Annotated in this window: 12 protein-coding genes; 9 read left to right on the forward strand and 3 right to left on the reverse strand. The window is 64.5% G+C overall.

What is annotated here, in order from left to right:
* Positions 1-318: 318 nt before the first annotated feature.
* From GPL20_RS16170 to GPL20_RS16195, 6 genes are all read left to right on the forward strand, one after another.
* Complete coding sequence (locus GPL20_RS16170; protein WP_100232273.1) at positions 319-588, forward strand: GlsB/YeaQ/YmgE family stress response membrane protein; 270 nt, start codon at positions 319-321, stop codon at positions 586-588.
* A gap of 255 nt (positions 589-843) precedes the next feature.
* Entirely contained in the window at positions 844-2,592 is a 1,749-nt protein-coding gene (locus GPL20_RS16175) for a type I secretion system permease/ATPase (protein ID WP_157330489.1), read from the forward strand.
* The gene (locus GPL20_RS16180; RefSeq protein ID WP_157330490.1) at positions 2,589-3,923 is read left to right on the forward strand and encodes an HlyD family type I secretion periplasmic adaptor subunit; all 1,335 of its coding nucleotides are present in this window, start codon (positions 2,589-2,591) and stop codon (positions 3,921-3,923) included. Before GPL20_RS16175 ends, GPL20_RS16180 begins: the two co-directional genes overlap by 4 nt.
* Positions 3,924-4,086: 163 nt before the next feature.
* Positions 4,087-5,556 (forward strand): AMP nucleosidase, encoded by a 1,470-nt coding sequence (locus tag GPL20_RS16185; protein WP_167533056.1) that lies wholly within the window; start codon positions 4,087-4,089, stop codon positions 5,554-5,556.
* 156 nt (positions 5,557-5,712) lie between these two features.
* Positions 5,713-6,318, forward strand: a complete 606-nt coding sequence (locus GPL20_RS16190; protein ID WP_157330494.1) for a tetratricopeptide repeat protein — start codon at positions 5,713-5,715, stop codon at positions 6,316-6,318.
* Positions 6,319-6,514: 196 nt separating this feature from the next.
* Complete coding sequence (locus tag GPL20_RS16195) at positions 6,515-6,790, forward strand: DUF1488 family protein (RefSeq protein WP_167533057.1); 276 nt, start codon at positions 6,515-6,517, stop codon at positions 6,788-6,790.
* Between the two features lie 196 nt (positions 6,791-6,986).
* On the opposite strand, the gene GPL20_RS16200 is transcribed toward GPL20_RS16195, so the two are convergent.
* Positions 6,987-7,469 carry a CinA family protein gene (locus GPL20_RS16200; RefSeq protein WP_157330498.1) on the reverse strand — a complete coding sequence of 161 codons (483 nt, stop codon included), beginning with the start codon at positions 7,467-7,469 and terminating at the stop codon, positions 6,987-6,989.
* A gap of 180 nt (positions 7,470-7,649) precedes the next feature.
* Here GPL20_RS16200 and GPL20_RS16205 point away from each other — a divergent pair, with 180 nt between their 5' ends.
* From GPL20_RS16205 to GPL20_RS16215, 3 genes are read left to right on the forward strand one after another with little or no spacing between them, the layout of a single operon-like run.
* Positions 7,650-8,708, forward strand: a complete 1,059-nt coding sequence (locus GPL20_RS16205; RefSeq protein ID WP_157330500.1) for an amidohydrolase family protein — start codon at positions 7,650-7,652, stop codon at positions 8,706-8,708.
* Positions 8,709-8,732: 24 nt separating this feature from the next.
* Entirely contained in the window at positions 8,733-9,842 is a 1,110-nt protein-coding gene (locus tag GPL20_RS16210; protein WP_157330501.1) for an amidohydrolase family protein, read from the forward strand.
* Positions 9,842-10,255 (forward strand): Rieske (2Fe-2S) protein, encoded by a 414-nt coding sequence (locus tag GPL20_RS16215; RefSeq protein WP_157330503.1) that lies wholly within the window; start codon positions 9,842-9,844, stop codon positions 10,253-10,255. Before GPL20_RS16210 ends, GPL20_RS16215 begins: the two co-directional genes overlap by 1 nt.
* Positions 10,256-10,374: 119 nt before the next feature.
* On the opposite strand, the gene tcuC is transcribed toward GPL20_RS16215, so the two are convergent.
* Entirely contained in the window at positions 10,375-11,706 is a 1,332-nt protein-coding gene (gene tcuC, locus GPL20_RS16220) for an MFS transporter (protein ID WP_157330505.1), read from the reverse strand.
* Positions 11,707-11,848: 142 nt separating this feature from the next.
* The gene (locus GPL20_RS16225) at positions 11,849-12,748 is read right to left on the reverse strand and encodes a transcriptional regulator GcvA (RefSeq protein WP_157330507.1); all 900 of its coding nucleotides are present in this window, start codon (positions 12,746-12,748) and stop codon (positions 11,849-11,851) included.
* Positions 12,749-12,850: the final 102 nt, after the last annotated feature.

A 12,850-nucleotide genomic window follows, 5' to 3' on the forward strand; every position in this document is an offset into this window, starting at 1 on the left:
GGAGAGGGGTAGCCACAAGCGAGGTCTAAAGTTCGTGGCTACCCCCCTCCCTGCCCCTCCCCCCTGGTGGGGGAGGGAATGAGAGAGAAACGCGTCCCTCACTTCGCAATGCGCGCTTCTTCAGAATTCCTCTACGGCCACACCGAGTTATCACCGTTCACCGAGCGCCGACCGCCAAGACCCACTCTACTGTGCATGGGGTTGTTTTCGAGGTTTTTTATTCCGATCGGGCGCGGACAGGCTCGGCGAACGTCATTCAGACCCCATTCATTCCGGTTCCCGTTCCATGGGGCCATTCACGCCAGAGGGACCTCACTTATGTACATTTCCAACGAAGGCCTGCTCGTCATCCTGTTCGTCGGCCTGGTCGCCGGCTGGCTTGCCGGCAAGGTGGTGCGCGGGACCGGTTTCGGCATCATCGGCGACATCGTGGTCGGCATCGCCGGCGCCCTGGTGGCCAGCTTCCTGTTTCCAAAGCTCGGCATTCGCCTCGGGACCGGGCTCGTCTCCGAGATCGTCTATTCCGCGATTGGCGCCGTCATTCTGCTCCTGGTGGTGCGGCTGGTGCGCGGCGGGGGCAGGTTGTAAGCCCCGCGCCAGATCGGAACTCTCGGCCTCGCCCTTTCCCGGGAAGGGCCTGAAAGCCTGCAAGAAAAAGCCGCAAGCCTGTGAAATTCCGGACTTGCACGCGAGGCCGGTCGGGGTAGATGGTGGCTCATTGGAGCCCGGATTAATTCGACTGCGTTGGACGGGCGGAAAACGCGATGTTAATCCAGGTCAAGTACCCCTGAATTCGCCTTTGGAGTCAGGGCCTTTGCCTCGCACCCGAAAGAGATCAGACTGATGGCAGCCGTACCTGGCGCCCGCCGTTCAGAGCTCGGGGACGCCTTGCGCGCTTGTCGCACGGCGTTCGTGGGCGTCGGCTTGATGAGCTGCATGATCAACCTGCTCTATCTGACCGGGTCGATCTTCATGCTGGAGGTCTACGACCGGGTGCTGCCGAGCCGCAGCATTCCGACCCTGGTCGGCCTGATCGTCCTCGCCAGCTTCCTCTACATGGCGCAGGGCGTGCTCGACATGATCCGCAACCGCATTCTGGGGCGGGTCGGCACCGCGCTGGATGAGGCCCTCAACAAGCGGGTGTTCGACACCATCGTGCGCCTGCCGCTGCTGGTCGGCAGCCGCAACGAGGGCCTCCAGCCGCTGCGCGACCTCGACAATGTCCGCTCCTTCCTCGGCGGCATGGGTCCGAGCGCGTTCTTCGACCTGCCCTGGCTGCCGCTCTACCTCGCCATCTGCTTCGCCTTCCATGTCCTGATCGGCGTCACGGCACTGGTCGGCGCCATCATCCTGGTGGGACTGACGCTGGTCACCGAGATGATGTCCCGCCAGCCGGCGCGTGAGGCGATGGGCCTTGCGGCCCAGCGCAACGATCTCGCCGCCTCAAGCCGTCGCAACGCCGAGGTGATGGTGTCGATGGGCATGGCCGGCCGGATGAACCAGCGCTGGAGCGAGGCCAACGAAAAATATCTCGACGGCAATCAGCGTGCGAGCGACGTCGCCGGCGGGCTCGGCGCGGTCGCGAAGGTGCTGCGCATGATGCTGCAATCGGCCGTGCTCGCGGTCGGCGCCTATCTCGTGATCCATCAGGAGGCGACCGCCGGCATCATCATCGCCGGCTCGATCCTCTCCGCCCGCGCGCTGGCGCCGGTCGATCTCGCCATCGCGCACTGGAAGTCGTTCGTGGCGGCGCGTCAGAGCTGGCACCGCCTCACGCGGCTCCTGGAGCAGATGCCGGCACAGACGATGCCGACCCAGTTGCAGGCGCCCACCGGCCGGCTTTCGGTCGAAGGCGTCTCCATGGTGCCGCCGGGCGACCAGCGCCTCATCGTGCAGGACGTCACCTTCGCGCTCGTCGCCGGCAACGGACTCGGCGTGATCGGGCCCAGCGGTTCCGGCAAGTCGTCGCTGATCCGCGCGCTGGTCGGTGTCTGGCAGCCGGTGCGCGGCAAGGTGCGGCTCGACGGCGCGGCGCTCGACCAATGGTCGTCCGACATGCTCGGCCGCCACATCGGCTACCTGCCGCAGGACGTCGAACTGTTCGGCGGCAGCATCGCCCAGAACATCAGCCGCTTCGATCCCGAGGCGACCTCCGACGCCATCATCGCCGCGGCCAAGGACGCCGGCGTGCACGAGATGATCATCAAGATGCGCGAGGGCTACAACACGCAGGTCGGCGAGCAGGGCGCTGCGCTGTCCGCAGGCCAGGCGCAGCGCGTGGCGCTGGCCCGCGCACTCTACGGCAATCCGTTCCTGATCGTGCTCGACGAGCCCAATTCCAATCTCGACACCGAGGGCGACGAGGCACTGACCCGCGCCATCCGCGCCGCCCGTGAGCGCGGCGCCATTGTCGTCGTGGTGGCGCACCGCCCGATCGGCGTCGAGGCGGTCGACCAGATCCTGGTGCTGCGCGACGGTCGCATGCAGGCGTTCGGCCCGAAGGAGCAGGTGCTCGCCCAGGTGCTCCAGCCGCGCGTGACGCCGCCGGCACCGATCAAGATCGTCAGCGAAGGCGGAGTGCCCAAGCCATGAGCACGATGGCGATCGGCGGGCCGAAGCCAGCCGCGAAGAAGACCGTCCGCGATTCGATCACGTTTCACCTGATGCTCGGGCTCGGCATTGTGCTGGTCCTCGTCGTCGGTCTCGGCGGCTGGGCATCCACGGTGCTGATCTCGGGCGCGCTGATCGCGCCGGGCCAGATCGTGGTCGAATCCAACGTCAAGAAGGTGCAGCACCCGACCGGCGGCGTGGTCGGCGAGGTGCGCGCCCGCGACGGCGATGTGGTCAAGTCCGGCGACATCGTGGTGCGGCTCGACGACACCGTCACCAGAGCCAACCTTGCCATCGTCACCAAGAATCTCGACGCCGCGCAGGCGCGCGCGGCGCGACTGCAGGCCGAGCAGCGCGGTCTCGACAAGATCGAATTTCCGCAAACCCTCCTCGAGCGGGCCAACGATCCTGACGTCAAGGCGCTGCTCTCCGCGGAATCCAAGCTGTTCGACGTCCGCGTCAACGGCCGCACCGGACAGAAGGCGCAGCTGCGCGAGCGCATCACGCAGCTCAACGAGGAAATCGCAGGCCTCAGCGCCCAGGAGAAAGCCAAGGACCAGGAGATCTCGCTGGTGCAGAACGAGCTCACCGGCGTGCGCGACCTCTACGACAAGCGCCTGGTGCAGATCTCGCGCCTGACCCAGCTCGAACGCGACTCGGCTCGCCTCAACGGCGAGCGCGCGCAGTACATCGCCTCACGCGCCCAGGCCAAGGGCAAGATCACCGAGACCGAGCTCCAGATCATCCAGGTCGACAAGGACGTGGTCAGCGAGGTCTCCAAGGATCTGCGCGAGACCAACGACAAGATCGGCGAGCTGATCGAGCGCAAGGTGGCCGCCGAGGACCAGCTCCGCCGCGTCGACATCCGCGCGCCGCAGGACGGCATGGTGCTGCAATCGACGGTGCATACGGTCGGCGGTGTCGTCACCGCCGGCGACACGCTGATGCTGATCGTGCCGCAGGCTGACGATCTCCAGGTCGAGGCCAAGGTCAATCCGGTCGATATCGACAAGCTCCAGATCGGCCAGAAGACGCTGCTGCGCCTGTCCGCCTTCAACCAGCGCACCACGCCGGAGCTGAACGGCAGTGTCTCGCGGGTCTCGCCCGACGTCACCACCGACCAGCGCACCGGCCAGAGCTACTACACCATCCGCGTCTCGATGCCGCCGGAGGAGATCGCCCGCCTCGGCGACGTCAGGATCATCCCGGGCATGCCGGTGGAAGCCTTCGTCCAGACCGGCGACCGCACCATGCTGTCCTACCTGATGAAGCCGCTGCACGACCAGTTCATGCGGGCATTCCGGGAGAAGTGACGCGCGAAAGCGCGTGATGTCCACTCGTCATTGCGAGCGTAGCGAAGCAATCCAGTCTGCCTCCGCGGAGGGATTTCTGGATTGCTTCGCTGCGCTCGCAATGACGGCTTGGCCGCGATCCTGCTATAATGTCGCTTGTTTCAAGCAACCCGGCGGTCGCACAATGCAATCCCTCCCCTCCATTGCCACTGAATCCTTCACCGACGCCGGCCTTGCCGTTGCCCGCCTTGAGGAGATCTACGAACGCAACACGAAATTCCTGCGCGATCGGTTCGAGGCCTATGTCAACGGCGAAGCGATCACGACGCGCGTGCGGGCCTATTATCCCTTCGTCCGCGTCACCACCGCGACGCATGCGCGGCTGGATTCGCGTCTCTCCTACGGCTTTGTCGCAGGGCCCGGCGTGCACGAGACCAGCGTCACGCGACCCGACCTGTTCCGCAACTACCTCACCGAGCAGATTGGACTGTTGATCCAGAACCACGGTGTGCCCGTGGAGATCGGCGAATCGGCCGAGCCGATCCCGATCCACTTCGCCTATCGCCGCGATATCAACATCGAGGCCGCGATCACCACCAGCGAGAATTCCCTGATTACGCGATCGCTACGCGATGCGTTCGACGTACCAGATCTCGGCACCATGGACGACGCGATCGCCGATGGCACCTTCGAGCTGATGCCCGGAGCGGCCGAGCCGCTGGCCCTGTTCCGCGCCGCCCGCGTCGACTACTCGCTGCGCCGGCTCTATCACTACACCGGCACCGACCCCGAATATTTCCAGAATTTCGTCATCTTCACCAACTACCAGTTCTATGTCGATGCTTTCGCGCAGCTCTGCCAGCAGCGGCTTCATTCCGGCGAAGCCGGTCTCGATGCTTTCGTTGCGCCCGGCAATCTGATCACGCGCAGCGGCGGCGCGACGACCGGAGTAGCGCCTGCGCGCGCCCCGCAGATGCCCGCCTTCCACCTGGTCGCGCCCGGCTATCGCGGCATCACGCTGATCAACATCGGCACCGGTCCGTCGAATGCGCGCAACGTCACCGACCACGTCGCCGTGCTGCGCCCGCATGCCTGGCTCATGCTCGGCCATTGCGCGGGCCTGCGCAACACGCAGCGTCTCGGCGACTACGTGCTCGCCCATGGCTATGTGCGCGAGGATCATGTGCTCGACCGCGAGTTGCCGCTGTGGGTGCCGATCCCGGCGCTGGCCGAGATGCAGGTCGCGCTGGAGGAGGCGGTCGAGGACGTCACCGGGCTCGAAGGCTTCGAGCTCAAGCGCCTGATGCGCACGGGCACCGTCGCAAGCGTCGACAACCGCAACTGGGAGATCTCCGGGCCGGCCGTGATCCGCCGGCTGTCGCAATCGCGCGCGGTGGCGCTCGACATGGAATCGGCCGCGATCGCCGCCAATGGCTACCGCTTCCGCGTCCCCTACGGCACGCTGCTCTGCGTCTCGGACAAACCTCTGCACGGCGAGATCAAGCTCGCCGGCATGGCCAGCGAATTCTACCGCCACCGCGTCGGCCAGCACCTCGAGATCGGCCTGAAGGCGCTGGAACGGCTCAAGCAGCAGGAATCGGAGCGGCTGCATTCGCGCAAGCTCCGCAGCTTTGCCGAAGTCGCGTTCCAGTAGGGCGGTGTTTTCCGTTCGCCGAAGGGCAGCAGAGCTGTCGTACGAACGACGACGTCGCCAAGAGCACGTCGTCAAGAGCGCAACGTCCCGGAATATTAATGCGAGTGAAGGGTTATCATGTCGTCTGGGGGCCGCTTGGATCAAACGGAGACAGACATGGTCACATGGACGATCAGGCTCGTCACACTGGGCATATTTGCGGCGGCACTGTTGGACTCGCCGGCGTTTTCCGCGGGTGGTGGCGGAGGCGGCGGTGGTGGAGGCGGGAGCGATCCCTTTGCGGGTGCCTATTCGGACCAGAAACCGCAGCCAACCTATCCGAAACGGTCCGGCCCCAAGGCAACCCAGAAAGGCAAGAAGCCAGGCAACCAGTCCAGCATCGGCGATCCGGCATTTGCAGCCGGCTATCGCGCTGCCTACGACACCATCTACGAGCGCAACGACTATGCGGCCGCGATCGAGCAGTTGAAGTCGCTCGGCCATGACGACCATCCGAACGTCGCCAATCTCATCGGCTATTCCTATCGCAAGCTTGGCGACTACAAGCAGTCGCAGGTCTGGTACGAGCGCGCGCTGACGGTAGATCCGAACCACGTGCTGACCTGGCAGTACTATGGACTGTGGCAGCTCGAGCAGGGCAACCGCGAGCAGGCGCTCTATCATCTGAGCCGGATTGCCGCCCTATGCGGAACGGGTTGCGAGGAGTACAAATCGTTGGCCGCGGCACTGGAAAAGCCGACCGGAACGGCGCTCGTCTACTGAAAGCAAAGGTCGATTAGCTGCGAAGCGCATCTCCAATTTCGCGCGCAGCGGCGTGACAAACGGGTGAGCGACCCCTTCCGTCTTGGCTCGTGGAGCTCCAGCGGACGCGGGCGGCCAACTCACACACACACCGCATGGTGACAAGGCGCCGAATTTTCAGCATTGTCCATCCCGGGGGCGCGAACGAGACAATTGGATGCCGCTGACGCGCGACAAGATCATCGGCCATGACCTTGAACGGCTGGCCTTTCGCTTCACCATGCTGAACGACGGCGAGGTCGTGCAGTGCCAGATCAGCGACGCCGCGATGGACGAACTCGCGGGCATGCAGGGCACCGAAAGCAGCGCACGCCAGGCGCAATTCCTGTCGTTGCGCGAAACCATCGAACGGATCGCGTCAGACCTCTACGACGACGCGCCGCGGTTCCACGGCTATGTGGTGCGGATCTTCATGCGGCATTTGGGCAGGTAACGTCAATCCTCGCCGCGGGCACAAATCTATCGCCGTCATCCTGAGGTGCTCGTCCTGCGACGCAGGACGAGCCTCGAAGGGCGACGGCCCGGCTGCATCTCGGCCGTTCATCCTTCGAGGCTCCTCACGTGGCGCCGTTGCGCCACGTGTCTTGTACCTCAGGATGACGGATCAGAGAGTGTGCCGCGAGAAAATCTCACCCCTCCAGCTTCCTCAACAGCAATTTCAACGCCGTCGCCGCAAACACCTGCATGTTGCCGAGGCGGTCGCCGCTCGCCGTCTCCAGCGTCATCACCTCTGCTGCAGGTCCTGTCACCGCCACGCAGCTATGGCCGGCGGCATCGCCGTAGCGGTTGCCGGTGGGGCCGGCTGCCCCGGTCTCGGACAGGCCCCAGTCGCAACCAAAGCGGCTGCGCATCTGCTCGGCGAGGAGTTTTGCGTAGGGCTCCGACGAGGAGCGAAAGCCCTTCATGCCGTCGTCCGAAATATCCATCAGTACGCGCCGGGCGTCGCGGGTGTAGACCACGGCGCCGCCGAGGAAATAGGCGGACGCACCGGGCACCGCGAGCAGGCTGGCCGAGATCAGGCCGCCGGCCGAGGATTCCGCGACCGCAATGGTCTGCCTGCGCGCGATCAGTTTGGCCGCGACCTGTTCCGCAATGCCGACGAGTTCTTTCATGTCCTTCACCCCATTCCATCGCAACCGAGCTCAGCCTTCCTAGCATATGACAGAAGCCTTGGCTGAGTTGCAGGCGGCGGTCAGGCCTGCTTGAATGGCGCAGACAAAGCGGAGCGGCCAGTTGCCGCCCGCGAGAAGACGCGACCAAGAAACGTCAAGAGGAAATGTGAAGGAGACGTGATGGCGTCCCTGATCGCCGGCGGGGTGGATTGCGACGTACATCCGGCCGTGCCGCATCTCACCAGCCTGCTGCCGTATCTGAACGACTACTGGCGCGATCAGGTGACGACGCGCGGCATGGTCGATCTCGTCTCGCAATCCTATCCGCAGAACTCGCCGATCACAGCGCGCCCGGACTGGCGTCCCGAGAACGGCAAGCCCGGCGAGAGCCTCGAGGACATGCAGCGCCATGTGCTGGATTCCTTTCAGCTCAGTTACGCTATCTGCAATCCGCTCTACGGCGTGCAGATGGTGTTTTCGGAGGATATGCAGGCCGCCTTCTGCCGCGCGCTGAACGACTGGCTCGCCAAGGAATGGCTCGATCGCGATGCGCGGCTGCGCGGCTCGATCGTGATTCCGACGCAAAGCGTCGAGAAGTCCATCGCCGAGATCGAGCGCTGCGCGCAGGACAAGCGTTTCGTGCAGGTCTTGATGTTGGTGATGGGTGATACGCCGCTCGGCAAGCGTGCTCTTTGGCCGATCTATGAAACTGCGGAACGGCTGGAACTTGCCGTCGGCATCCACGCCGGTTCCGCCTATCACAATCCGCCGACTGCCGTGGGTTGGGGTTCCTACCACATCGAGGATTATGTCGGTCAGGCCCAGGCGTTCCAGACCCAGCTCACCAGCCTGATCGTCGAAGGCGTGTTCGCCAAATATCCGCGCCTGAAAATGGTGATGCTGGAGTCCGGTGTCTCCTGGATCTCTCCCTTTCTCTGGCGGCTTCACAAGTTCTGGCGTGGAGTGCGGATGGAAACGCCCTGGGTCGATCGCGCACCGCTCGAGATTGTGCGTAGCAACATCCGCTTTTCATTACAGCCATTTGATGCGCCGCCAGATGAGGCGACATTAATTCGCCTGTTTGATCATATGCAGTCGGACGAATTGGTCCTATTCTCCACGGACTATCCGCACTGGCAGTTCGACGGCCTGGACGCGCTGCCCGAAGGTCTGTCCCCCGATCTCGTGCGCAAGATCATGATCGACAATCCGCATGCGACCTATCCCCGCCTGACTTAGCCCGCTGCCAAAGGAGGCAAGGCGATGAATATCCAGTTCCGCGAGAGCTCCGAAGCTGCTTCCCCACTGACTGCGAAAACCGCGATCGCGGATTGCGACATTCATCCGGCCCGCGCTACACGCACCGAGCTCTATCCCTATCTCGCCAAACGCTGGCAGCATCATCTCGAGATCTACGGTGTCCATGCCTATCAGGGCATGATGGAAGGCCCGCCCTATCCGAAGGCCCAGCCCAACGCCTCGCGCCGCGACGCCTATCCGCCCGAAGGCGGGCCGCAGGGGTCCTCGCTGTCCTTGATGCAGAAGCAGCTGCTCGATCCCAACAACGTGCAACTGGGTGTGCTCAATCCGCTCAACACCGGGCAGGGTATCCGCAATCACGAGCTCTCGGCTGCGCTGTGCTCGGCGATCAACGACTGGCAGATCGACAAATGGACCAGCAGGGACAAGCGGCTGAAGGCCTCGATCGTGGTCGGCAATGAGGACGGGCTGTCGGCCGCCGCCGAGATCCGCGAGCGCGCCGGCGACAAGAATTTCGTCCAGGTGCTGCTGCTCAGCCGCAATGTCGAGCCGCTCGGCCAGCGTCGTTATTGGCCGATCTACCAGGCCGCGGAAGAGGCCGGCCTTCCCGTCGGCGTCCACGCCTTCGGCTTCGGCGGCAATCCGATCACGCCGTCGGGCTGGCCGAGCTATTACATCGAGGAGATGGTGGGCCACTCGCAGTGCCAGCAATCGGCGCTCGCGAGCCTCGTGCTGGAGGGCGTGTTCGAGCGCTTCCCGAAACTGAAGATGGTGATGATCGAGGCCGGCTTCGGCTGGGCGCCGTCGCTCGCCTGGCGGCTCGACAAGGTCTGGCAGCGGCTCAGGAGCGAAGTGCCGCATGTGAAACGGCCGCCGTCCGAATACATCCGCGAACAGGTGTGGTGGACGACGCAGCCGATGGAGGATCCGGAGCGGCGCGAGGATCTGTTCGATATCATCGACTGGATCGGCTGGGATCGCCTGCTGTTCGCGACCGACTATCCGCATTGGGATTACGACGAGCCGTCGCGGGTGCTGCCGGCCGGCGTCAGCGAGGCCAATCGCGCGGCGTTCTATCTCGGTAATGCGCAGAAGCTGTACGGACTGGCTTGATGGCGCGGCATGTGATTGCCGCGGTCGATGAGCTTCCGCCGGGCACGCGTAAATTCCTGGAGATCGACGGACGGCCGATCGCGGTCTTCAACATCAAGGGCGAATATTTCGGCCTGATGAACCGCTGCCCGCATCAGGGCGCGGCGCTGTGCGAGGGGCCTTTGATTGGCCTCGCACAATCAAAGGATCCCGGCGAGATCGAATACACCAAGCTTGGCGAGATCATCCGCTGCCCCTGGCACGGCTGGGAGTTCGACATCCGCACCGGCCAGTCCTATTGCGATCCCCGCCGCTTCCGCGTGAAAGCGTATCCGGCCCAGGTCGAGCCCGGCGCGAACGTGGTGAAAGGGCCGTATGTCGCCGAGACTATCTCGGTGAAAGTCGAGAGCGACTACGTGGTGGTGGAGCTGTAGGCCTCTCCGTCATTCCGGGGCAGCCCGCAGGGCTGAACCCGGAATCCATCGTCCGACAGGAATACGGGGAGAAATGGATTCCGGGCTCGCGCTATGCGCGCCCCGGAATGACACTGAGCCTAATGCCCCGCGACCGGCTCCGGCACCGCATCATAGGTCGGCACCGCCTTGCCGCCGCCGCGATACACCGTCGAGGCCGCGATGATGCCGAGCAGCGCGGCCAACATCAGCCAGAAGCCGGGCGAGGCCTTGTCGCCGGTCCGCTCGATCAGCCAGGTCGAGGCGAACGGCGTGAAGGTGCCGAACAGGGCGGCCGCGAGCGCGAAGGCGAGCGAGAAGCAGGTGGTGCGCACATGCGCCGGCACGATCTCGACGAGGGCGCCGAGCATGGTGCCGCTGTAGACGCCGAAATAGAACGAGAACATCATCTCGACCGCAAGCAGCTTGCCGAAGGTCGGCGCCGCCACCAGCCAATGCAGCGCCGGATAGGCGGTGACGAGGGACAGGCCGGCGATGGCGAGCAGCACCGGCTTGCGGCCGATGCGGTCGGACAGCGCGCCGCCGACCGGATTCCAGATGAAGTTGCTCACCGCGACCAGCAGCGTGACGAGCAGCGCATCCTGCGTCGACAGCTTCAGCACGGTCTTGCCGAAGGTCGGCGTGTAGACGGTGACGAAATAGAACGTCGTCGTGGTCAGGATCGCGATCATCATGCCGAGGATGACGATGCGCCAGTTGGCGAGAGCGGAAGCGAACACCTCGCTCGCGGTCGGATGCTTCTTCATCGCGAGAAAGGCCGGCGTCTCCTCCAGCGTCCGCCGCAGCAGGAAGATCAGCGGAATGATCAGGCAGCCGACGAAGAACGGAATGCGCCAGCCCCAGGCGGCCACGGTGTCGGCCGGCATCACCTCGGAGAGGATGAAGCCGAGGATCGAGGCGACGAAGATCGCAACCTGCTGGCTCGACGACTGGAACGAGGTGTAGAAGCCGCGATTGCCGGGCGTTGCGATTTCCGCAAGATACACCGACACGCCGCCGAGCTCGACGCCGGCAGAGAAGCCCTGCAGCAGGCGGCCGATCAGCACGATTACGGGCGCTGCGATGCCGATGGTCGCATAGCTCGGGCAGAACGCGATCACGACGGTGCCGAACGCCATGATGCCGAGCGTGACGATCAGGCCCTGGCGGCGGCCGATTTGGTCGATATAGGCACCGAGCACGATCGCGCCCACCGGTCGCATCAAGGCGCCGAGCCAGAACACGCCGAAGGTGTTGAGCAGCGATGCGGTCTCGTTCGTGGAGGGGAAGAACGCCTTGCCGATGGCGGCGGCGTAGAAGCCGAACAGGAAGAAGTCGAACTGTTCGAGGAAATTGCCGGAGGTCGCGCGCAGGATGGCGCCGACGCGCGACTTGATTGCGGGCGGATTGCTTGATGCGGCTGGTCCGGCCATGGCGTTACTCCCTTCAAGGTGCGGCCGGACCGGAACTGACTTCACGGCAAGGCGACAGATTAAGGCTGCGACAATCTGTCATACCCCTTCCCGCGCAGGGCGCTGGGAGTCAATCGATTTTGCCGGGGAGGCTGATGATATTTCAGGCCTTATTTTGCGCCGCAGCAACCACCCACTGCCGGAACGCGGCGAGCTTGGGCGCCTCGCGGTGGCCTTCCGGGGAGACCAGGTAGAAGCCGGCATCGGCCGGCAGCGCGATCTTGAAGGGCACCACGAGGCGGCCCTTGGCGATGTCGTCCTGGACGTAGGAGGTTCGCCCCATCGCGACGCCGATGCCGTCGATCGCCGCCTGGATGGTCATGAAGATCATGTCGAAGGTGATGCCGGGCTGCCTGGCGATGTCGGCCGGCAGGCCCGCCGCGGTCAGCCATAGCCGCCAATCGTCACTGTTGGCATTCGAGGTGTGCAGCAGCGGATGGTCTCTCAGGTCCTCCGGCTGCCGCAGCGGCTTGTCGCCGCGTAGCAATGACGGGCTGCAGACTGGAAACAGCTCGTCCGCCATCAGCCAGTCGGCGCGCAGGCCCGGCCACTGGCCTCGGCCGTAGCGGAGCGCGGCATCGACATTGTCGCGCTGGAAGTCGACGAGGCTGGTCGAGGTGGTGATGCGGACGTCGATGCCGGGATGCTGCTCCTGGAAATCGGTCAGCCGCGGCAGCAGCCATTTCGCGGCGAGCGAGGCCAGCGTCGACACCGTCAGCACCTTGTCGTCGTCCTTGCGCAGCAGCCGGTCGGTCGCAAGGCGGAGGTCGTTGAAGGCGGCGCGGACGCCCGGCAGGTAGTCGCGCGCCTCCGGTGTCAGCGCCAGCGCGCGGTTCTGCCGGATGAACAGGCGAATGCCGAGCTCCTCCTCGAGCCGCCGGATCTGATGGCTGATCGCGGTCTGGGTCACGTTCAGCTCGGACGCTGCCAGCGTGAAGCTGAGATGGCGCGCGGCGGACTCGAACGCCCGCAATCCGTTCAAGGAGGGCAATCTGGCAGTCATCTGGCAGTAGGATACATGACTTTATTTCATGCGAATGGGTACAAATTGTCGTTTGTCGCAGCGCAGTAGGAAGCAGATATTAGCGATCACGTTAGCTCAAGG

The sequence above is a fragment of the Bradyrhizobium cajani genome (assembly GCF_009759665.1).
In the GTDB taxonomy this organism is placed as follows: Bacteria; Pseudomonadota; Alphaproteobacteria; order Rhizobiales; family Xanthobacteraceae; genus Bradyrhizobium; species Bradyrhizobium cajani.

Excerpts from the sequence above, each read along its gene's own strand:
- GPL20_RS16200 (WP_157330498.1), bottom strand. The coding sequence starts at position 7,469 with ATGAAAGAACTCGTCGGCATTGCGGAACAGGTCGCGGCCAAACTGATC.
- GPL20_RS16210 (WP_157330501.1), top strand. The coding sequence starts at position 8,733 with ATGAATATCCAGTTCCGCGAGAGCTCCGAAGCTGCTTCCCCACTGACT.
- GPL20_RS16205 (WP_157330500.1), top strand. The coding sequence starts at position 7,650 with ATGGCGTCCCTGATCGCCGGCGGGGTGGATTGCGACGTACATCCGGCC.
- GPL20_RS16225 (WP_157330507.1), bottom strand. The coding sequence starts at position 12,748 with ATGACTGCCAGATTGCCCTCCTTGAACGGATTGCGGGCGTTCGAGTCC.
- GPL20_RS16170 (WP_100232273.1), top strand. The coding sequence starts at position 319 with ATGTACATTTCCAACGAAGGCCTGCTCGTCATCCTGTTCGTCGGCCTG.
- GPL20_RS16195 (WP_167533057.1), top strand. The coding sequence starts at position 6,515 with ATGCCGCTGACGCGCGACAAGATCATCGGCCATGACCTTGAACGGCTG.
- GPL20_RS16190 (WP_157330494.1), top strand. The coding sequence starts at position 5,713 with ATGGTCACATGGACGATCAGGCTCGTCACACTGGGCATATTTGCGGCG.
- GPL20_RS16175 (WP_157330489.1), top strand. The coding sequence starts at position 844 with ATGGCAGCCGTACCTGGCGCCCGCCGTTCAGAGCTCGGGGACGCCTTG.
- GPL20_RS16185 (WP_167533056.1), top strand. The coding sequence starts at position 4,087 with ATGCAATCCCTCCCCTCCATTGCCACTGAATCCTTCACCGACGCCGGC.
- tcuC (WP_157330505.1), bottom strand. The coding sequence starts at position 11,706 with ATGGCCGGACCAGCCGCATCAAGCAATCCGCCCGCAATCAAGTCGCGC.
- GPL20_RS16215 (WP_157330503.1), top strand. The coding sequence starts at position 9,842 with ATGGCGCGGCATGTGATTGCCGCGGTCGATGAGCTTCCGCCGGGCACG.
- GPL20_RS16180 (WP_157330490.1), top strand. The coding sequence starts at position 2,589 with ATGAGCACGATGGCGATCGGCGGGCCGAAGCCAGCCGCGAAGAAGACC.